This is a genomic window from Streptomyces sp. NPDC057950 (assembly GCF_042887295.1).
Lineage (GTDB): Bacteria > Actinomycetota > Actinomycetes > Streptomycetales > Streptomycetaceae > Streptomyces > Streptomyces kaempferi.
Map to the genome: position 1 here is coordinate 168,931 of NZ_JBHVPP010000017.1, position 19,596 is coordinate 188,526.

The window sequence follows — 19,596 nt, forward strand, 5'->3', positions numbered from 1 at the left end:
ACGGGTCCCGGCCTCTGTCCAGGGTCATGACAAACGACCTGGTGGCAGGGGCGCACATCGATGGAGAGGAGATCCCTTGCGGGTCAGCCTGAAGGACGTCGCGGAGCGCGCCGGCGTCTCGATCAAGACGGTTTCGAACGTCGTGAACAACTATCCGCACGTCACCCCGGCCATGCGGGCCCGGGTCCAGGAGGCCATCGACGAGCTGGGCTATCGGCCGAACCTCACGGCGCGCCATCTGCGCAAGGGCCGCACGGGCATCATCGCCCTCGCCATCCCCGAGCTGGGCAACCCGTACTTCGCCGAGCTGGCCGGAGCCGTCGTCGACGCCGCCGCCGAGCACGAGTTCACCGTGCTCCTCGACCACACGCGGGGTGACCGGGAGCAGGAGGTGCTGGTCAGCCAGGGCTTCCGGGCCAATGTGATCGACGGTCTGATCCTCAGCCCGCTGGAGCTGGAGGCCGAGGACCTGCGCTCCCGCGCCGACGACGTGCCGCTCGTGCTGCTCGGCGAGCGCGAGTACGAACTGCCCTACGACCACATCGCGATCGACAACGTGGCGGCCGCGCGCAGTGCGGTACGCCATCTGCTGAGCCGCGGACGCTCACGGATCGCCTATCTGGGGGCCCGTACGGATTCGGCCAACCGGCCGGCTCATCTGAGGCTGGCGGGCTGGCGCGAGGAGCTGACGGAGGCCGGGGTGCCCGCGCCCGACGACCTGGTGGTGCCGGTCGGCGGCTGGGACCGGGACGAGGGCGCGCGGGGGATGGCCCGGCTGCTGGATTCCGGGGTGCGTCCGGACGCCGTTTTCGCGTACAACGACCTGGTCGCGATCGGTGCGATGCGGGTGCTGCACGAGCGCGGTCTGCGGGTGCCGTGGGACGTGGCGGTGGTCGGTTTCGACGACATCGAGGAGGGGCGGTTCGGCGCCGTCACACTGACGACGATCTCGCCGGACAAGCAGGCCATCGCCCGGATGGCGGTGGCCTCCCTGCTGCGCAGCCTGTCGGGCCGTACCGAGCCCGGAGGACGTGAACTGACCGCGGATTTCCGGCTCGTGGAGCGCGAGAGCACCCTGGGGCGGCGCTGACGGGATTTCGGACCGAAGGCTTTACAGCCTCCTTCCAACGATGTAAAAACCTCCCCGGAACGACGTGTACACCGAGTTGACCGCAAGAGCCGATCATCCCCGGGAGCGCTCTCAGCGCCGGGGCCGCGCCGTTTGGGGACTCCATGAAGCCGATCGCACCTCGCCACCGCACCTCCGCCAGGACCCTCCTCGCCACCGGCCTCGTCACGAGCCTCGCGCTCGTCTCCGGATGCGCGAAGTCGGAGGACGACTCCGCGGGCAAGGACAAGAGCTCCACCAGCCAGGGCGACTCGGGCCAGGTCGTCGCCTCGCCGTCCACCGGCTCCGGCCCGACCTGCGCCATAGACGCCTACGGCGCACAGAAGACCGACCTGAAGACGGCCACCGTGGGGTTCTCCCAGTCCGAGAAGGAGGCCAACCCCTTCCGGATCGCCGAGACGGCGTCGATCAAGGCCGAGGCGAAACAACGGGGCGTGAAGCTGCTGACGGCCAACGCCCAGTCGCAGTTCTCCAAGCAGATCAGCGACGTCCAGGACCTCATCGCCAAGGGCGCCGACCTCCTGGTGATCGCACCGCTGAACTCGGACGGCTGGGAGCCGGTCCTGCGCTCGGCGTCCGCCAAGCACATCCCGATCATCACCATCGACCGTAAGATCAACGCCGCCGCCTGCAAGGACTACGTGAGCTTCATCGGCTCCGACTTCGTGGAGCAGGGCAAGCGGGCCGCGGACCGGATGATCGAGGCGACGGGCGGCAAGGGTGAGATCGCCATCCTGCTGGGCGCCGCGGGCAACAACGTGACGACCGAGCGCACCAAGGGCTTCGAGGAGCGCGTCAAGGAGAAGGCCCCCGGCCTCAAGATCGTCTTCAAGCAGACCGGGGAATTCGCCCGGGAGAAGGGTCAGTCGGTCACCGAGAACCTCATCCAGTCCAAGCCCGGAATCACCGGGATCTACGCCGAGAACGACGAGATGGGACTCGGGGCGGTCAACGCCCTCAAGGGGGCCGGCAAGCAGCCGGGCGCGGTGAAGATCGTGACGATCGACGGCACCCGCAACGCCGTCCAGGGCATCGTCGACGGCTGGATCGACGGCGTCGTCGAGTCCAACCCCCGCTTCGGACCGCTCGCCTTCCAGACCCTGGACACCTTCACCAAGGGGGAGAAGGTCGCCCAGGACATCGTCATCCAGGACAGCGAGTACACCACGGCCAACGCCAAGTCGGACCTGGGCAAGGCCTACTGACATGTTGTCGGTCACCGGTCTGTCGAAGACCTTCCCCGGCGTGAAGGCCCTGTCCCAGGTGGACTTCACGGCCCGCGCCGGGGAGGTGCACGCTCTCATCGGCGAGAACGGCGCGGGCAAGTCGACCCTCATCAAGGTCCTCACCGGGGTCTACCGGCCCGACGAGGGAGAAGTGACCTACAACGGTGCCCCGGTCCGCTTCGCCACCCCGTTGCACGCGCAGCACGCGGGAATCTCCACCATCTACCAGGAGGTCAACCTCGTCCCGCTGATGACCGTGGCCCGCAACCTCTTCCTCGGCCGCGAGCCCCGCAACCGGCTGGGCCTGATCGACTTCCGGCGCATGCACCGGGACGCGGACGAGGCGCTGCGCGAGCTCGGGCTGCGCGTCGACGTACGCCGCCCACTGCGTGAACTGGGCGTCGGCGCACAGCAGATGGTGGCCCTCGCCCGCGCCGTCTCCGTCGACGCCCGCGTGGTCGTCATGGACGAACCGACCTCCTCGCTCGAACCACGCGAGGTCCGGACCCTGTTCGAGGTGATCCGGATGCTGCGCGAGCGGGGCATCGCGGTGATCTACGTCAGTCACCGGCTCGACGAGCTGTACGAGATCTGCGACGCGGTCACCGTGCTGCGCGACGGCGAGGTCGTGCACACCGGCCGCATCGCCGAACTCGACCGGCTCAGGCTCGTGGCGCTGATGCTGGGACGGGAGATCACGGACGTACGCGAGGACGGCCTCACCAAGTTCGCGGGCAGTCACGAGACCGCGACCGAACCCGTCCTGGAGGCAACGCAGCTGACCGTACGTCACCAACTGGACGGGGTGTCGGTCTCGGTCCGTCCGGGCGAGGTGGTGGGGCTCGGCGGCCTGCTCGGGTCGGGCCGTACCGAGACAGCCAAGGCCATCGCGGGCGCACTGCCCACCGACTCCGGGCGGGTCGTGGTGGCGGGCGTGCGCGTACGCACCGGCTCGACCCCCGCAGCGATCCGCGCGGGCATCAGCCTGCTCCCCGAGGACCGCAAGGCCGAGGGCATCGTGCCTGGCCTCTCGGTCCGCGAGAACATCGCGCTCGCCGCTCTGCCGGGCCTCTCACGCTTCGGCCTGGTCGACGAGGGACGCATCGACCGGATCGTCGAGACCTTCATGAAGCGACTGCGCATCAAGGCGGCCGGCCCCCACCAGAAGGTGGGCGAACTGTCCGGCGGCAACCAGCAGAAGGTCCTGCTGGCCCGCTGGCTGGCCATGCAGCCCAAGGTGCTGCTCCTCGACGAGCCGACCCGGGGCATCGACGTCGGAGCCAAGGCGGAGGTGCAGAAACTGATCGACGAACTGGCCGACGACGGACTCGGCGTCCTCCTCATCTCCTCGGACCCGGAGGAACTGATCGAAGGCAGCGACCGGGTGATCGTCCTCAAGGACGGCGCGGTCGTCGAGGAACTGACCGGCGACGCCGTCACCGAGGACCGGCTGATGCGCGCCATAGCGGCCGCGCCCGCGGACACGGGTACCGGCACCGGCCCGGGAGGCCACGATGACTGACCTGACCCTGGGCCGGGTGACCACGGACCGCGACCGACTGCTGCGCCTGCTCCAGGAGTACGGCGTCTACGTCGGCGTCGTGGTCCTCTTCCTGGCCAACACCGTCCTGACCCCGCACTTCCTGTCCACCGAGAACTTCCGCACCCAGGCCGTCCAGGTCGCCCCCGTCCTGATCGTGGCGCTCGGCATGGCGTTGGCGATCGGCAGCGAGGGCGTGGACCTGGCGGTCGGCTCGGTCATGGCCCTTTCCACCTCGCTCCTGTCCCTGTACCTCGGCTACGGGCCCTGGATCGCCATCCTGATCGCCCTCGTGGGCGGTGCCGTGATCGGAGTCGCGAACGGCTCGCTCATCGCCTTCGTCGGCGTGCAGCCGATCGTCGCGACCCTCGCTCTGATGGTCGCCGGACGCGGCCTGGCCCTGGTACTCCTCCCTCAGCTCAAGGACGTCCACGACCCGGCGATGGCGTCGCTCGGCTCGGGCGATGTCCTGGGCGTCCCCTATCTCGTGCTGATCGCCGCCGCCCTCGCGCTGCTCGTCGCCTTCGTCGTGCGCCGCACCACCTTCGGCCGGCAACTCCTTGCCATCGGGGACAGCCGCCCGGCCGCCCGGCTCGCCGGACTGCCGGTGCGCCGCGTGCTGATCCTGGTGTACGTCTGCTCCGGCGTCCTCGCCGCGATCGCGGGCGTGCTGGCCACCGCCCGCCTGACCGCGAGCGACCCGACCTCGCTCGGCAACCTGATGGAACTCTCCGCGATCACCGCGGTCGTGGTCGGCGGCACCCCGTTGAGCGGAGGCCGCGTCCGCATCGGCGGCACGGTCGCGGGCGCCGTCCTGATCCAGTTGCTCACCACCACGCTCATCAAGCACGATCTGCCGCCGTCGTGGACCCAGATCGCCCAGGCCGTGGTGATCGTCCTCGCCGTCTACGCGGCACGGGAACGAGGAAAGCGATGACGACCGACGTGGACACTCCGGTGAGCGCCAAGAGCACGGCCGAGGACGATCCGCCCGGCGCCACCCGCTCCGAGCGGCTCAGCGGGCTCGCCCAGCAGCACGGCGCCCTGGTCACCCTCGTCGTCGCGATGATCGCGGCGTCGCTCAGCTTCGACACCTTCCTCACCGGCGACAACCTGGAGAACATGGCGCTCTCCTCGGCGTTCCTCGCCGTGGTCGCGCTCGGTATGACCTTCGTCATCGTCACCGGCGGCATCGATCTGTCGGTGGGCTCGCTCTTCGCCCTCGGCGGGGTGCTGGCAGCCTGGGGATCGCAGTACGGAACCGCGGTGGCGCTGTTGCTCCCGCTCGCCGTGTGCGGACTGATCGGGCTGGTCAACGGCCTGCTCATAGCCCGCTCGCGACTGGCTCCGTTCATCGTCACGCTGGCGGCGATGCTGGGCGCCAGGGGCATCCTGCTCTCCGTCACCGACGAGGGCTCGACGACGTATCTCGTGGACAAGGGCTCGTTCTTCGCGAAGCTCGGCCAGGACACGCTGCTCGGTATCGGCATCCCCGTGTGGATCACCGTCGCACTGTTCGTGCTCGGCGCGGTGGTGCTCCGGCGCACCCGCTTCGGCCAGTACGTCTACGCGGTCGGAGGCAACGAGGACGCGGCGGCGCTGATGGGCGCCCCCGTGGCCCGTACGAAGATCTCCGTCTACACGCTCTCCGGGCTCTGCGCGGGGCTCGCCGGGGCACTCAACGCGGCCTGGCTGGTGTCGGGCGTGACGATCCTCGGCTCCGGCATGGAACTGGAGGCGATCTCCGCGGTGGTGATCGGCGGCACGCTGCTCACCGGAGGGTTCGGCTTCATCAGCGGTTCGCTGGTGGGTGTTCTGCTGCTGAAGGTCATCCAGAACGTCATCAACCAGATCGGTTCACTGGACTCGGCGTACCAACAGGTCGTCAGCGGCGCCTTCTTGGCCGTCGTGGTCATCGCGCAGACGTGGCTGGGACGTAGACGCCGGGTGCTGTGACGACCCCGGCCCGGGTGCCGTCCGATGGGGATCTCGTGCGCGGTCCACGGCTCGCTCGCGGCGACCGGCGGGTCACACCCTTCGTACGACGACACCGGCCGCGGTCAGCGCCTCGGTCTCGTCGTCCGGGGCGGACCGGTCCGTCACGACGGCGTGCAGGGCGGAAGCCGGGGTGACGAAAGCGAGAGCGGTGCGGGAGAGTTTGGCGGACTCGGTGACGGCGATGACACGACGGGCCGAGGCGATCGCGGCGCGCTTGATCGCGGCGTCGGCGAGGTCGTAGGCGGTGAGGCCGTCCGCGACGGTCAGGCCGCAGCACCCGATGACCGCGGTGTCGAAACGCAGGGCCGCCAGCGACGCCTCGGTCAGCGGGCCCGTCAGTGCCAGTTCACCGACACGTGGTTCCCCGCCGGGCAGCAGGAGTTGCAACCGGGGGGCGCCGGTCAGTGCGTTGGCCGCGTGCAGGGACAGCGGCATGACGGTCAGCCGGCGCCGATGGAGGGCGCGGGCGACTTCCAGACAGGTGGTGCCGCTGTCGACGACGACCGACTCGCCGTCCGCGATCAGCGCGGCGACCTCGACGGCGAGCCGCCGCTTGACCTCCAGGCCGCCCTGGGCCCGGAGGGCGAACGGTGGCTCCTCGCCGCGCAGGAGCAGGCTTCGGGCCCCGCCGCGGTATCGCTCCAGGACTCCCTGATCGGCCAGGAGCTCCAGGTCGCGGCGGATGGTCATCTCCGAGGCGCCCGTGAGCTCGGCCAGTTCCGCGACGCTCAGGCGACCGGTCTCACCCACGGCATCGGCGATCTTCTTCAGCCGCTCTGCGCTCATCATGCCTCCCATAAGACCACCTGAAGCGATCGCAACGCAAACTTTCGAACATCGAAGTTGTTCGTTATGTTCGTTCGCATGAACAAAACCCTGCGGGCCGGCCGTCTGGCCACGTTCGCCTTCTTCGCCATCGTCGGCTTCGACATGGGGATGTGGATCGTCCACATCCCCGCCATCGAGCAGCGCGTCGGCATCAGCCACGCGGTGCTCGGCTGGCTCCTGCTGCTGCTCGGCGCCGGCGCCTTCACGGGCATGCAGCTCATCGGCCCGCTCACCGACCGCTTCGGTGCCCGCACGGTCGTCCCCGCGAGCGCTGTGCTGTGCAGCGCGGCCCTGGTTCTGCCGGGCCTGGCCACCGACGTCTGGACACTGGGCGCCGCACTCGCGGTGTTCGGCTTCTCCAGCGGCTGTCTGGACGTGAGTATCAACACCCACGCCGTACAGGTCGAGCGCGGCTACCAGCGACCCGTCATGTCCGCCTTCCACGCCCTCTTCTCCATCGGCGGTGTGGCTGCCTCGCTGGTCGGCGCCTTCACCCTCACCCGGGGCTGGAGCCCGGCCACCACCCTGGGCGCCATGGCACTGCTCAGCCTCGGCGCCACCGCCCTCGCCGCGCCCGCCCTGCTTCGCCAGGACCACGCCCGTGACCCCGCCGCCGACGTCCCCGCGCCCCAGGGCGTCAAAGCCCGGCGCAGGACGCCCCCGCGCATCTGGATACTCGCCGCGCTCGCCTTCGCGCTCATGCTCTGTGAGGGGGTCGCCAACGACTGGAGCGCGCTGCACCTCAAGGACGTCCTCGACGCGCCCGCCTCGACCGCCGCCCTGGCCTACGGCGCCTACGCCACCGCCATGACCACCGGCCGACTCCTCGCCGACCGCGTGGCCGCCCGCCTGGGCACGGTCGCCGTACTGCGGTACGGATCGGCGCTCGCCGCACTCGGCATGACCCTGGCGGCACTCGCGCCCGACGTCCCCATGGCCCTGGCGGGCTGGACCGTCTTCGGCGCGGGTCTGTCCGGCTGCATCCCCCAGCTCTTCAGCGCCGCCGGCCATACCGACCCGGCCGCCGCCGGAGCCAATGTCTCCCGGGTGTCCGGCCTCGGATACCTCGGCATGCTCGCCGGTCCCGCGGTGATCGGGCCGCTGACCGAGGTCGTCCCGCTCAATGTCACCTTCTTCCTGCCTGTCGCCTTCTGTGTCACGGCCTGTGTCACCGCCCGCATCCTCAAGGCCGCGCCCGCGACGACTGCCGACGGCGGGACCATCGAGGCTGACCGGGCGGCCGCACGCTAACGGCTTCGGCGGCGATCAGCCGTGCCTCTCCGGGGCGGTGGTCCGTACTCCACCGCGCGGGAGAGAAGGTGAATCGGCCAACTCTGGTGCCTGGGAGGGCGGGTAGCGGCGGCCGGAGTCGACCTCGGCCAGGTGCATCTCGTGATCGATACAGTTGGTCAGGTCGACCAGGTCTGGTACCCGAGGCCGCCAAGGACGGCTCGACGTCCGCAACGGCGGGGGCGTCCTCGGCCTCCCCCGGAGGGTTGACCCGCCACGCTCCATCTCCGCAGCCCCGTGGATCAGTTGCGTCAAAGTGAGCCGCGCGCGGAACGTGGATCACGTGCTCATCGGAGCCCGCCGGATCGACGATCCCGAGCACGGCGTGGTGGACGCCGACACCTTTGAGGCGGAGGTCTCGGGGGATCGTCCAAGTCGGCTCGAGAACCGAGACGGTCGACGACGCGGTCCGCCGCAGATCTCGACACCCCGAACAACTGGGGGAGCCGGCGCGGAGTCGGATCAGGGCCCGTCGCGAGAGCCGATCAGGGTCACGCGCTGGTCGCGGCCACCAACGAGTGGATATGACTGGCCCCGCGACGCATCCGATCGCTAACCTCGCCCCCCATGAACCGGCGGCAGCACAAGAAGCTCTCCCGACGTCTCTTCGCGGCCATTCCGGGGGGTGACACTGCGGTCGTGAAGGCCGTTCTGCGGGCTGGAGTCGACCCGGACCGGGCGGACGGTGTGGGCACCACTCCTCTGTACGAGGCATCCGTGAACGGGAAAGCCGAGATCGTCCGTCTGCTTCTGACGGCTGGGGCTTCTCCGAACGCCGAGAGCAGCGGAATCGGCGCGGAGGGCACGCCCTTGTGCGCGGCCGCATGCTGGGGGCACACCGAAACGGTGCGCGAACTGTTGGCGCACGGCGCCGATGTGAACCTTCACGAGGATCACGGCACGGGTTGGTCCCCCCTGAAGTGGGCGAACCACGGCCCTCATCCCGAAACCGCCGATCTCCTCATCGCAGCGGGAGCCACCCCTGGTGGGACCCCGTAGTATCGCCGTTCGCCATCCGGGCTCCGCCCAGCGCGGCGGATCTCCCCACGAGTCACCTTCACGACAGGCCCTTGGAGGACTCCCGGACGTCGAGTGATCTCGGTTGGTGGGTATCCGCATGTGGTGGGGCCGGGGGAGGGGGAGCGGCTCCGGGTTGAGCTGACGGAGTTCGTCGCCGATGTGTCTCGTTCGGTGCCGGGGCGGGACCAGCGGCGGCGTGGCCGCACCACTGGACGGTGGATGGACCGTTCGTCGGCCCGTCCGGCAGCAATGGTCCGGACGGGTGGTGCTGCGGGGACGCGCCGCGGAGGGGGCCGCGGCGGATCGATTCGCCGCAGGTCGTCGCTCCTAGGGTCGGGCCCGCAGCATCCTTTGATCATCTTCGGAAGGGCCCCGCCATGAAGCTCCGCAACACCGTCGCCACCGCCCTCGGTGCCTTCGCCCTGGTCCTCGCGCTGCCGGGGTCCGCCCTGTCGGCCACGGGAGACTTCACCTACAAGTACGTCACCGGCCTCGGGCACGAGGAGCGCGTGACCCTGCACGACCCGCACAGCGGCAAGTGCATCAATCTCTACGCGGTCGGCGACGACGACGTGCCCGCGGGCTACGGTCCGCACAACCGGACCGACACCTCCGTGACCGTCTACCGCGGTTCGAGCTGCACGGGCGACCAATGGCGGCTCCGCGCGCACGGCAACCCGGCCACCGACCAGCTCGAAGTGCGCTCGGTGCGCTTCGACGCCCCGAACAGCTAGTGCTGTGGCCGGACAGGCTCGCCGGGCCGGAGGCCGTGACGGTCGGATGTGCGGTGACGTCCGATTCCGACCGCTGGACGCGCGGTGGCTGAGCCTGTCCGTGCACGCGGACTGACCGCCGGAAGGGGCAGAAGCCGCAGCGGATCGTGCGCCGTGGCAGCACCCGTTGGGTGCGCTGTCGGCGGGCGATGACGCTGTCGGCGTCGGAGGGCGGGAACGGGGTGCCGGTGATCGCCCAGCTGGCGGCGGCCGACGAGGACACCGTCCGCGAGGTGATCCACCGGTTGAACGAGATCGGCCTGGCCCGCCTGGCCCCGCGCTGGGCGGGAGGCCGTCCCCGCCCGCTCAGGCCCGACGACGAGTACTTCGTCGTCCGGACGGCCACCACCCGCCCCGCCGAGCCCGGCGCCCGCGTCCGCAGCGAAAAGGCCATCCGCCGGCGCGGACGTCCACTGGCCCAAGCCGTCTGATCGTGGCTGTGGACCCGACCGGGGGCCAGTACCGTGCGGACATGGCAAGCAAGCGGCGGCCGTACTGGCACACCATCGGAACTCCGACGTCTCTCGTGCTCTACCGAACCGTCGAAAGATGGCGGTACGCGCTCTACTTCACCGAACCGTCGGGCGTCGCCGACGGCGCTCTCGACGATCCCGCGTCCTCTTCCGCGCCCGGTGCCGCGCAGGACGCCTGCCGCCAGAAGGCCGAAGAGTTCACACACAGACGCCTCGAGGTGCTCTGGTGCGAATCCGATCAACCGGACTGGTGGACCGGCACCGTCACCAGCACCGGCCCACGTCCACCTGTCTGACCGCATCAGTTCGTCCTTCGCCCCGGCGAACCTTCGCGGTCACCGGTGAACGAATCCGGCCCGAGTCGTTCATGCCGGTTCGCTCCGCAACTCCTCCAGCCAGAGCGGTTGGCGGTGCCCGCAGCCGGTCTCAACGCCAGCCGCGTCCGGAGACACCGCGCATGTCCCACACCGACGGGGAGCTCAGGGTGGTGAGTGGTGACGCCTGGCCGTCCAGCACACCGGTGGAGCGCATCACGAGCTTGGGCAGGTGGATGTCCTGGCTCAACCGCCCGCTCGGTTCCGTCAGCGAGAGGCCGAGCGACTCGATCCCGTCCATGCGGGACGGGGGCAGATCGCGCACCCACATCGTCACCACCTTCCCCGGCACCGTGGCCAGAGCCGCCTCGATCAGGTCGCACCAGATGTCGTCGTCCACAGCCTCGCACTCCACGATCGTGGTCGGGGTGGGGCCGTCGTCGGAGTCCACCGAGGTGCGATGAGCGATCAGGTATCCGACCGTCCCGTTCGAATCCGCCACGAGGTGGAAGTACCGTGCCAGCGGGTTCGCGGCTCGCCACCCGAAATACTCCTCGTCACGGACCACCCGAACACTGCCGCGGGGGGCAAGCCTGGAGGCCAGCTTCGGCAACTCGGGAGAGCTGGTCGCGAGGGGACTGATGACCGCTCCTGACCGGGAACCTCGAACGGCCTCCAGGTCTTCCCACGCCCCCTGGAGAGGCACAGGCGCCCCGCGCTCGGCGCTGGCGACCGGCCAGGGTCCGACCGCCGTCCAGCCGTTCATCAGCATGGCCGGTCCGGCTGGCTGGTCGCCGAAATCGAGCAGCCACGGCACCCCGTCGCCGTGCAGCCGGTCGATGACCCGGTCCAGCATGAGCCCGAACAGCGGTCCACCCCGGTGTGCGGGGGCCACCACCGTGTCGGCAAGACACGGCAACGTCACCTTGCCGTGGCCGTCGACCTCCCAGGACGATCCGAAGACCCCGAGCATGCCTACGAGTTCGTTCTCCTCCCACGCCAAGGTGACGTAACGGTCGTCCAGGTACGGGTTGTCGGCGAACTTCCAGTCGAGATACGAGGAGTTTCCCTGGGGGCCGCCCTGCCAGAGCATCTGCTGGAACTCGACAACGGCTTGCCGGTCCTGCGGCGTGTATCCCGTGATCCGGTAGTCGCTCATGCCCGATCCGCCTCCAGGGAGATTCCGCTCCCGCTGTTCTGCCGCAGCTTCTCGATCACGAATTCGCTGATGCTGCGGACCGACTGGAAACGGTCCAAGGACAGGTCGCGGGCAGTGACCTCGATCTCGAACTCCTCCTCCAGGACAACGAAAAGGCGAATGAATCCGGCGGAATCGATCTTGCCGGACTCGACGAGGTTCGTATCCGCTGTCACCCCCTCAAGGAACAATTTGTCCCGCAGGTTCTCCAGAATGGTGCGGCTGACCTCTTCCTGCCCGGGATATCCGTTCATTCCTCACCCAATCCTCTCGTTGAGAAAAGCCTGCCGCACTGCCAGATGGTCGATCTTCCCGTTCGCGTTCAGCGGTAGGGATTCATAGGCACGCCATTGCGAGGGAAGCATGTACTGCGGCAGATTCGCCGCCAGGGCGGTCCGTAGCTGTGCGGGGGTGGACCCGGAGCCGGGCAGCGGGACATAGGCCGCACAGATCCGGTTTCCCTCGGCGCCGGGGGCCGGGACGCTGACTACGGCGATGTCCTTGAGCCCGGGCAGGTCCCGCAGCGCGGCCGCGACTTCGTCGAGCTCGATACGGTGACCGCTCGACTTGATCTGACGGTCCGCACGCCCGTGGAAGTGGAACACTCCCTGGCCGTCCTCCCTGGCCAGGTCGCCGGTCCGGTACCAGCGCGCGCCCGACCCGGACGGCCACTCGACGAACGACCTCTCCGTCAGCGCCGGGTCACCCCAGTAGCCGGGTGTGAGTCCGGCGCCGGAGATATGCAGATCACCGACTGCGCCCGGCCGAGCAGGACGCATGTCGCCGTCCAGCACCTGGAAATACTTGCCGGGTACCGGTCGGCCGATCGGTACGGCCGCCGCGTCCCCGTCGGGAATCGTCGCCAGGGTGTGGCAACTGGACACGATGGTCGTCTCCGTCGGGCCGTACATGTTCGTGAACCGCACGTGGGGCAGGCGCGACATCCAGTACCTCAGGGCGGGGAGCGAGAGCACGTCCCCGCCCCAGAACACCCTGCGCAACTCCGGGAAGTCTCCGTGGGCCACCACGTCGAGACCGGCCATCGACGTCATCACCGAGGGCACGGTGAGCCACTGGGTCAACCGCGATTCCCTGATGAACTCGGCGACCGTGCTCGGAAGCAGGTTCCTCCGCCCGGAGAGCAGGTGCAGTTCCGCTCCGGCGGACAGCGCTCCGAACACGTCCCAGAGAGAGCCGTCGAAGTGCAGTGGCAACTGACACGAGATCCGGTCGCCGGGCCGCACTCCGAAATGCTCGTTGGCCCATGAGACGAAGTGAGCCACGTTGGCGTGGGTGATGGCCACGCCTTTCGGCCGGCCCGCGGAACCGGATGTGAACAGGATGTAGGCGCAGTCACCGGCAGGGACCGGCGTCGGCGCGGTGTCCGCGGCGGATTCCTCCTCCCCGAGCCGGAGGACGCCGCTGAGCGTGTGCGGCCCGACCTCTTCCGCGAGCCGCTCCGCGACGGCGGCGCACTCGGGAGCGACCATCAGCCGGCCTGGTGCGCACTGCCGCACCACCGACGCCAGCCGGAGCATCGGGCTCGCCGCGTCGAGGGGAACACAGACCCCTCCCGCCTTCAGAACCCCGAGGATGCCGGCGATGGCCGAGGCCGATTTCGGAACCAGCAGGCAGACCCGGTCGCCCGGCCTCAGACCACTGGCGATGAGGGCGTTGGCCACACGGTTGCCGCGGCGCTCGAGATCGCCGTAGCTCAGCCGCTCGGCCTCGTCCACCACCGCGCAGTCCCCGGGGCTGCGTTCGGCCCGCGCGGACACCAGCTGCTCGAGGCGTCGCCCGATCTCTGTCACGGGGTGCTCCTTCCGGAGAGCACGGTGCTCACCGATGCCCTGGCCTGCTCGCCGTCTCCGACCGATCCCGTGAAGACCTCTCGGCCCGCGGGGCCGTAGTGAACCGTGTCAGCCACCGTCTCCCGCGCGATGAACGCCTGATACGGCCTGACGGCGGTGGCCACGTCGTCGGGTACTTCGAAAGTCAGCTTGATCCGGTCGAGGAGTTGGAGTCCCGCGGCCCGGCGGGCCTGTTGCGCGACCCTCACCAGATCTCGGGCCATCCCCTCGGCCGCCAGTTCCTCGGTGACCCGGGTGTCGAGCACGACGAGGCCGGCGTCATCGGGCAGTACCGCGGACCCGGGAGCGTCGGCGACCAGGTGCTGCTCGGTCTCTCCGGGCCGCATGGGGATCCCCGCGATGGAGATGCCGCCGTCCTGGTCCCTGGTCCAGGCGCCGGCCGCGACGGCATCGATGACCTCCTGGGTTCGGCTGCCGAGGCGGCGGCCGCAGGCACGTGGGTTCACCGAGAGCTGGTACCGCCCGTAGGAGGTGATGTCGGTGGTGAACACGACCTTCTTGATGTTGGCCTGTTCACGGATCAGCCCGGCGAGCGGTTCCAGGGCGGTGTTGTCATCGGCGACGACCGTCAAAGTGGCCAGCGGCAGCCGGACCCGCAGGCCGTCCGCGCGGCGCAGGGACAGCGCGGACGAGACGATCTGTCGCGTCCGTTCCATCGCGGTGACCAGGGCGTCGTCCGCCGGGAGGTCCGACGCGTCCGGCCAGTCGGTCAGGTGGACCGAGCGGTTGCCGGTCAGCCCTCTCCATATCTCCTCGCTGATCATCGGCAGCAGTGGTGCCATCACACGGCAGAGGACTTCCAGCACCGTGTGCAGCGTGTCGATCGCGTCGGCGTCCCCGGAGGCGAACCGGGAGCGCGAACAGCGGATGTACCAGTTGGTGAGCATGTCCAGGAAGTCCCGCACCGCCGCGCACGTGGCCGAAAGGTCATGGGCGTCCATGGTTTTCCTGGCCGTGGCCACCAGAAGATGTGTTCTGGCGAGCAGATACCGGTCCAGCACCTGCCGGCTCTCGGTGTGCCACCGACTCTCGACACCTGAAGTCCCCGCGTACAGCGCGAGAAACGCCCAGGCGTTCCACAACGGCAGGACTGCCTGGCGCACGGCGTCCTGGCTGCCACGGCTGGTGACCACGAGGTCGCCGCCCCGCACCAGCGGCGAGCTGATCAGCGACCAGCGCATCGCGTCCGAGCCGTCGCGGTCGAATATCTCGCCGATGTCCAGGTAGTTGTTCCGGGACTTGGACATGGCATGACCGTCGGTGCCCTGCACCACTCCGAGAACCGAGCAGTTGCCGAACGCCGGGCGGTCGAACAACGCCGTGGCCAGGATGTGCATGTAGTAGAACCAGCCGCGGGTCTGGGCGTGGTACTCGACCACCAGGTCGCAGGGGCTGTGGCGTTCGAACCACTCCGCGTTCTCGAACGGGTAGTGGACCTGGGCGAAGGGCATCGATCCTGTCTCGAACCAGCAGTCCAGGACCTCGGGGATCCTGCGCATCGTCGAACGTCCGGTCGGGTCGTCGGGATTCGGCCGCGTCAGCTCGTCGATGGCAGGTCGGTGCAGGTCGGTCAGTCGCACCCCGAAGTCCCGACGGAGGTCGTCCAGCGAACCGTAGACATCGGTCCTCGGGTACGCCGGATCGTCCGAGACCCAGATCGGCATGGGGGCGCCCCAGTACCGGTTCCGGGAGATGTTCCAGTCGTGGACGTTCTCCAGCCACTTGCCGAACTGCCCGTCGCGGACGCGCTCCGGTGACCAGACGATCTGCTGGTTGAGCTCGAGCATCCTGCGGCGTATGCCGCCGAGGGCCAGGAACCAGGACGGCAGGGCCCGCTCGATCAACCGCGTCCCGCATCGCCAGCAGTGCGGGCAGGTGTGACGGCGCGCCCCATGGCGCAGCACGGCACCCGACGCCTTGAGATCGCGCACGATGGCGGGGTTCGCGTCGAGGACCGACTGCCCCGCGTAGGGCGGCACTTCGTCGGTGAACCGGCACGCCGCGTCGACGGGAACCACCAGGGCGATACCGGCCGCTTCGGCGGCAGCCTTGTCGTCCTGGCCGAAGGCGGGAGCGACCGGCACGACACCGGTTCCCTCGTCGAGGCTCACATGGGCCGCCGTGAGCACCCTGTGCGCGCGGTCGTGGCCGGCGAAGAAGCCGAACGCGGGGGTGTACCGGAGACCTGCCAACTCCGTGCCCGGGACCGTGGCCACCACTCGGTCAGCGAGGTTCTCGCCCAGTTCGTGAGCGTGATCCGACAGGCGGTCCGCGGCCAGCAGATAGCGTTCCCCGCCGTGTTCGACGGTGACGTACTCGGCTTGGGGATGGACCGCGATGGCGAGGGCGGACGGCAGCGTCCACGGTGACCGTGTCCAGACGAGCGCCAACTCGCCCGTCTCCAGCCGCAGTCCCAGGGTCAGCTCCGGATCCGACCGCTCCCGCCCGGTCTCCCTGTGGTCCATGGTGCCTTCGCTCTCGGAATCGGAGAGCGGTGTCTCACAGGATCCGCAATACCAGGACATTGAGTGGCCCTGGTAGATCAAGCCCTTGTCCCACAGGGATTTGAAGGCCCACATGACGCTTTCCATGTAGTCCAGGTCCATCGTCTTGCAGTCGTTGTCGAAGTCCACCCACCGGGCCTGACGAGTGACGTAGTCGCGCCACTCCTTGGTATGACGCATCACCGAAGTACGGCAGACCTCGTTGAACTCGGCCACACCCAGCGTCTCGATGTCGCGCTTGGAGGAGAGGCCCAGCAGCTTCTCGGCTTCCATCTCGGACGGCAGACCATGGCAGGTCCAGCCAAAACGCCGTTCGACGCGGTGCCCGCGCATCGTCTGGTAGCGCGATGCCGCATCCTTGGCGTAGCCGGCCAGCAGATGACCGTAGTGCGGCAGGCCGTCCGCGAACGGGGGTCCGTCCAGGAGGACGAACTCATTTCCGTCGTTCGTCTCCGTCGCGCGCGCGTCAACGCTCGCCCGGAAAGTCTGATCCGTCTCCCAGTATTCCAGGACTTCTCGTTCGATGCCCGGAAGGAATGGACGCGCTGGCACGCCTTCGCTCGGCTTCGTTTTCGGATACGCCATGACCAGAGACACTCCTTGCGGTCGGGTGCTCGCGTCGCAGACCCTGTCGTGGCCGCGCAGGCCAGAAGGCCCTCAGTCTAGGGTTTCCGAGTAATTGTGCGGTCATTCTTGTCCGCTGGAACAATGGCTACCGAATTACCTGACCCGTCTAGAATCCGGCTTCGTGGCCAAACTAATTCTTCCCGCCCGCGGGCCTGCTCGCAGCCTCACGTCGGCGACGTTGTTCATGACGATGGGCAACGGTGCCTTCATGACGTGTTCGGCCCTGTATTTCACGAAAGTCATCGGGTTCACCCCGGCCCGACTCGGGCTGGGGCTGAGCATCGCGGGCCTCGTCGGGCTGCTGGCCGGGGTGCCGCTCGGCCACCTGGCGGACCGCAGGGGTCCCCGGGATACCGCGGCCGCGCTGGTGGCCCTCAACGGGATCGCGGCCTCCGGCTACCTCTTCATCGGTTCATTCGCCCAATTCGTCCTCGTGGCCTGTGCGTTCGTCGTCCTTGAGAGAGGCGGCCGAGCGGCCCTCCAGGCGACACTGGCCGCCGTCCTGCAAGGCACGGATCTCGTCCGCACCCGCGCCTATCTGCGCTCGGTCAACAACGCCGGAGTCGCGGCGGGCGCGCTGCTCGCAGGGTTCGCGATACAGATAGGCACCGACAACGCCTTTCGCGTCGTACTGGTCCTTGACGCGCTGAGCTTCCTGGTTTCCGCACTGCTGCTCATGACCCTGCCTCAGACGGCTCCCGCGCCGGCGGCAGCCCCTGGTGAGCCCAGGCTGGCAGTGCTGCGCGACCGCCCGTTCGCGCTGATCACACTCATCAGCGTGGTGCTGTCCCTGTACGCGGTCCTGCTGGAGATCGTGCTCCCACTGTGGATCGTCAGTCACACGACTGCCCCGCGATGGCTGGTGACCCTGCTGTTCCTGGTCAACACCGCGACCGTCGTGTCGTTCCAGGTCGGCATCGCCAAGAAGGTGGACAGCCTGCCCCTGGCCGTCGCGGCGTTCCGGCGATCCGGAGTGGCGCTTCTGCTGTGTTGCGTGCTGTTCGCGCTCTCGTCCATGGGGACGGCCGTCACCGCGAGCCTCCTGCTCGTCCTCGGCGGCGCGGTCCACGTCTACGGCGAGATGGTGCTGTCCGCCGCGGCGTGGGTGGTGGCCTACGAACTGGCACCACCGGAGAAACAGGGTCAGTACCAGGGATTCTTCTTCACCGGCTACGCGGCCTCCGTCATGATCGCGCCGGTCCTTCTGACGTCCCTGCTCATCCGGTACGGGACTCCCGGCTGGTTCGTCCTCGGCGGCGCGTTCCTCCTGTCCGCCCTGGCCATGGGCCCGGCCGTCCGCTGGGCGGCGGAGACCCGCGCGCAGTTCTCCGGCTCCTCCTCCCTGTCGTCGAGTCCCATGAAGGGTGTCTCGTGAACATCGACGCCGACCTTCCGCACTACCCGGCCACCCGCACCGGTTGCCCCTTCGACCCGCCGGCCGCCTACGTCGCCTGGAACAAGGCCGGGGGCCTGCGCCGCGTAAGGCTGTGGAACGGGCGCGAGGCCTGGGTGGCAACTCGCTACGAGGACGTGCGCGCGGTCCTCTCCGACCCGCGCGTCAGCAGCGACGGAGCCCGTGAGGACATGCCCACGGTCTCGCCGGCCTCGCAGGTCATGACACCGCTGCGGGCTTCCTTCAACCGGATGGACGACCCCGACCACACCCGTCTGCGGAGCATGGTCGCCCGTGACTTCTCGGCCCGGCGAACGGCCGAACTGCGACCCCGGATCCAGGAAATGGCCGACGGCCTCATCGACACGATGATGCTCCACGGGTCCCCCGCCGACCTGGTGGCGGAGTTCGCGCTCCCCTTCCCCTCCCTCGTGATCTCCCTGATGCTCGGCATTCCGTACGAGGAGCACGACTTCTTCCAGAAGCACAGCATGTCCCTGCTCGACACGCATTCCTCGGCCGAGGAGGTGGAGCAGGCCGGGACGGAGATGCGGGAGTTCCTGCGTGAGTTGACCGTGGTCAAGGAACGCCGGCCCGAGGACGACATCATCAGCCGGTTGGTCACCGAGCAGCTGGCCGTCGGCAGCATCACCCGGGACGAGCTGGCCGACCTCGCGCTGCTGCTGCTGATCTCGGGGCACGAGGCAACAACGAACATGATCGCGCTCAGTGTCCTGGCCCTGCTCGGTGATCCCGATCAGCGGGCCAGGGTGCGGGACACGGACGACCCCGCCTTCCTGGCGGGGGCCGTGGAAGAACTGCTGCGCTACCTTTCCGCGGCCGACGCGGGCTTCGCCCGGGTCGTCACCGAGGACATGGAGATCGGCGGCCAGTTGCTGCGCGCCGGCGACGGGGTGTTCGTCGGCCTGTCCGCGGCCAACCGGGACCACTCGGTCTTCGACTCCCCGAACACGATGGACACCGGCCGCACCGCCCCCCGCCACCTGGCCTTCGGGCACGGCAGCCACCAGTGTCTGGGGCAGAGTCTGGTTCGGGCGGACCTGCAGACGGCGTTGCCCACGCTGTTGCGGCGGCTTCCGGAACTCCGGCTCGCCGTGCCCGTCGAGCAGATCTCCTTCGCCCACATGGGCACCTTCGGACCCGTCGAACTCCCCGTCGCCTGGTGACGTTCGCCCTTCGGACGGCGGCATCCTGACCACGTCCGAGGGCGTGGGTCCGCTCAGCCCACGGCAGGGCCGGCCGGGATCCGATGCCCTCGTCGACACGCGGCGCGTACTCGACGCGGCCGAGTCGGCGGGGCGCGAGCGTTCCGGTCGGCCTGTGGGCCGCGCAGGTCTCCTACCGGCTCCTCGAAACAGCCCCGCCGGGGGGAGTGCGGTCAGTACCTTTGC

Annotated in this window: 16 protein-coding genes and 1 pseudogene; 12 read left to right on the forward strand and 5 right to left on the reverse strand. The window is 69.1% G+C overall.

What is annotated here, in order from left to right; all coding sequences use genetic code 11:
* The first annotated feature begins 76 nt into the window (after positions 1 to 76).
* The 5 genes from ACFVTC_RS27030 to ACFVTC_RS27050 all read left to right on the forward strand — a co-directional run bounded on the left by ACFVTC_RS27030 (position 77) and on the right by ACFVTC_RS27050 (position 5,851).
* Complete coding sequence (locus tag ACFVTC_RS27030) at positions 77 to 1,090, forward strand: LacI family DNA-binding transcriptional regulator (RefSeq protein ID WP_168533071.1); 1,014 nt, start codon at positions 77 to 79, stop codon at positions 1,088 to 1,090.
* A 143-nt stretch (positions 1,091 to 1,233) separates the two neighbouring features.
* Positions 1,234 to 2,334, forward strand: coding sequence for an ABC transporter substrate-binding protein (locus ACFVTC_RS27035; RefSeq protein WP_329524867.1), 1,101 nt, complete (start codon positions 1,234 to 1,236; stop codon positions 2,332 to 2,334).
* A 1-nt stretch (position 2,335) separates the two neighbouring features.
* A complete protein-coding gene (locus ACFVTC_RS27040; RefSeq protein ID WP_390131116.1) occupies positions 2,336 to 3,877 on the forward strand; it encodes a sugar ABC transporter ATP-binding protein in 1,542 nt (513 codons plus the stop codon).
* Positions 3,870 to 4,832, forward strand: coding sequence for an ABC transporter permease (locus ACFVTC_RS27045; protein WP_390131117.1), 963 nt, complete (start codon positions 3,870 to 3,872; stop codon positions 4,830 to 4,832). Before ACFVTC_RS27040 ends, ACFVTC_RS27045 begins: the two co-directional genes overlap by 8 nt.
* Entirely contained in the window at positions 4,829 to 5,851 is a 1,023-nt protein-coding gene (locus ACFVTC_RS27050) for an ABC transporter permease (protein ID WP_390131118.1), read from the forward strand. The genes ACFVTC_RS27045 and ACFVTC_RS27050 overlap by 4 nt, the downstream gene beginning before the upstream one ends.
* Before the next feature lie 72 nt (positions 5,852 to 5,923).
* Here the strand turns inward: ACFVTC_RS27050 and ACFVTC_RS27055 are convergent, their stop codons facing one another.
* On the reverse strand, positions 5,924 to 6,682 hold the full coding sequence (locus ACFVTC_RS27055; RefSeq protein ID WP_390131119.1) for a DeoR/GlpR family DNA-binding transcription regulator: 759 nt from the start codon (positions 6,680 to 6,682) through the stop codon (positions 5,924 to 5,926).
* A gap of 75 nt (positions 6,683 to 6,757) precedes the next feature.
* Here ACFVTC_RS27055 and ACFVTC_RS27060 point away from each other — a divergent pair, with 75 nt between their 5' ends.
* The 5 genes and pseudogenes from ACFVTC_RS27060 to ACFVTC_RS27080 all read left to right on the forward strand — a co-directional run bounded on the left by ACFVTC_RS27060 (position 6,758) and on the right by ACFVTC_RS27080 (position 10,573).
* A complete protein-coding gene (locus tag ACFVTC_RS27060) occupies positions 6,758 to 7,972 on the forward strand; it encodes an MFS transporter (RefSeq protein ID WP_390131120.1) in 1,215 nt (404 codons plus the stop codon).
* 606 nt (positions 7,973 to 8,578) lie between these two features.
* On the forward strand, positions 8,579 to 9,010 hold the full coding sequence (locus ACFVTC_RS27065; protein ID WP_390131121.1) for an ankyrin repeat domain-containing protein: 432 nt from the start codon (positions 8,579 to 8,581) through the stop codon (positions 9,008 to 9,010).
* A gap of 398 nt (positions 9,011 to 9,408) precedes the next feature.
* A complete protein-coding gene (locus ACFVTC_RS27070) occupies positions 9,409 to 9,765 on the forward strand; it encodes a hypothetical protein (RefSeq protein ID WP_390131122.1) in 357 nt (118 codons plus the stop codon).
* Positions 9,766 to 9,849: 84 nt separating this feature from the next.
* Positions 9,850 to 10,166: pseudogene (locus ACFVTC_RS27075) on the forward strand (helix-turn-helix domain-containing protein); the annotation flags it as partial.
* A 110-nt stretch (positions 10,167 to 10,276) separates the two neighbouring features.
* The gene (locus tag ACFVTC_RS27080) at positions 10,277 to 10,573 is read left to right on the forward strand and encodes a hypothetical protein (RefSeq protein ID WP_390131123.1); all 297 of its coding nucleotides are present in this window, start codon (positions 10,277 to 10,279) and stop codon (positions 10,571 to 10,573) included.
* Positions 10,574 to 10,703: 130 nt separating this feature from the next.
* Here ACFVTC_RS27080 and ACFVTC_RS27085 read toward each other — a convergent pair whose 3' ends face one another.
* The 4 genes from ACFVTC_RS27085 to ileS are packed head-to-tail and all read right to left on the reverse strand — an operon-like array spanning position 10,704 to position 16,749.
* Positions 10,704 to 11,750: a GNAT family N-acetyltransferase gene (locus ACFVTC_RS27085; RefSeq protein ID WP_390131124.1), complete on the reverse strand. Its 1,047-nt coding sequence runs from the start codon at positions 11,748 to 11,750 to the stop codon at positions 10,704 to 10,706.
* Entirely contained in the window at positions 11,747 to 12,043 is a 297-nt protein-coding gene (locus ACFVTC_RS27090) for an acyl carrier protein (protein ID WP_390131125.1), read from the reverse strand. The genes ACFVTC_RS27085 and ACFVTC_RS27090 overlap by 4 nt, the downstream gene beginning before the upstream one ends.
* Before the next feature lie 3 nt (positions 12,044 to 12,046).
* Positions 12,047 to 13,600, reverse strand: a complete 1,554-nt coding sequence (locus ACFVTC_RS27095) for an amino acid adenylation domain-containing protein (protein ID WP_390131126.1) — start codon at positions 13,598 to 13,600, stop codon at positions 12,047 to 12,049.
* Positions 13,597 to 16,749 carry an isoleucine--tRNA ligase gene (ileS, locus tag ACFVTC_RS27100; protein WP_390131127.1) on the reverse strand — a complete coding sequence of 1,051 codons (3,153 nt, stop codon included), beginning with the start codon at positions 16,747 to 16,749 and terminating at the stop codon, positions 13,597 to 13,599. The genes ACFVTC_RS27095 and ileS overlap by 4 nt, the downstream gene beginning before the upstream one ends.
* Before the next feature lie 163 nt (positions 16,750 to 16,912).
* Between ileS and ACFVTC_RS27105 the strand changes: the two genes are divergently transcribed.
* Together ACFVTC_RS27105 and ACFVTC_RS27110 are read left to right on the forward strand one after the other, a co-directional pair.
* Positions 16,913 to 18,166 carry an MFS transporter gene (locus ACFVTC_RS27105; RefSeq protein ID WP_390131128.1) on the forward strand — a complete coding sequence of 418 codons (1,254 nt, stop codon included), beginning with the start codon at positions 16,913 to 16,915 and terminating at the stop codon, positions 18,164 to 18,166.
* Positions 18,163 to 19,371: a cytochrome P450 gene (locus tag ACFVTC_RS27110; protein ID WP_390131129.1), complete on the forward strand. Its 1,209-nt coding sequence runs from the start codon at positions 18,163 to 18,165 to the stop codon at positions 19,369 to 19,371. The genes ACFVTC_RS27105 and ACFVTC_RS27110 overlap by 4 nt, the downstream gene beginning before the upstream one ends.
* Positions 19,372 to 19,596 lie beyond the last annotated feature (225 nt).

Bases quoted from the DNA above. Each gene is read 5' to 3' on its own strand.
- ACFVTC_RS27035 (WP_329524867.1), top strand. From the start codon at position 1,234: ATGAAGCCGATCGCACCTCGCCACCGCACCTCCGCCAGGACCCTCCTC.
- ACFVTC_RS27040 (WP_390131116.1), top strand. From the start codon at position 2,336: ATGTTGTCGGTCACCGGTCTGTCGAAGACCTTCCCCGGCGTGAAGGCC.
- ACFVTC_RS27045 (WP_390131117.1), top strand. From the start codon at position 3,870: ATGACTGACCTGACCCTGGGCCGGGTGACCACGGACCGCGACCGACTG.
- ACFVTC_RS27050 (WP_390131118.1), top strand. From the start codon at position 4,829: ATGACGACCGACGTGGACACTCCGGTGAGCGCCAAGAGCACGGCCGAG.
- ACFVTC_RS27055 (WP_390131119.1), bottom strand. From the start codon at position 6,682: ATGATGAGCGCAGAGCGGCTGAAGAAGATCGCCGATGCCGTGGGTGAG.
- ACFVTC_RS27060 (WP_390131120.1), top strand. From the start codon at position 6,758: ATGAACAAAACCCTGCGGGCCGGCCGTCTGGCCACGTTCGCCTTCTTC.
- ACFVTC_RS27065 (WP_390131121.1), top strand. From the start codon at position 8,579: ATGAACCGGCGGCAGCACAAGAAGCTCTCCCGACGTCTCTTCGCGGCC.
- ACFVTC_RS27070 (WP_390131122.1), top strand. From the start codon at position 9,409: ATGAAGCTCCGCAACACCGTCGCCACCGCCCTCGGTGCCTTCGCCCTG.
- ACFVTC_RS27080 (WP_390131123.1), top strand. From the start codon at position 10,277: ATGGCAAGCAAGCGGCGGCCGTACTGGCACACCATCGGAACTCCGACG.
- ACFVTC_RS27085 (WP_390131124.1), bottom strand. From the start codon at position 11,750: ATGAGCGACTACCGGATCACGGGATACACGCCGCAGGACCGGCAAGCC.
- ACFVTC_RS27090 (WP_390131125.1), bottom strand. From the start codon at position 12,043: ATGAACGGATATCCCGGGCAGGAAGAGGTCAGCCGCACCATTCTGGAG.
- ileS (WP_390131127.1), bottom strand. From the start codon at position 16,749: ATGGCGTATCCGAAAACGAAGCCGAGCGAAGGCGTGCCAGCGCGTCCA.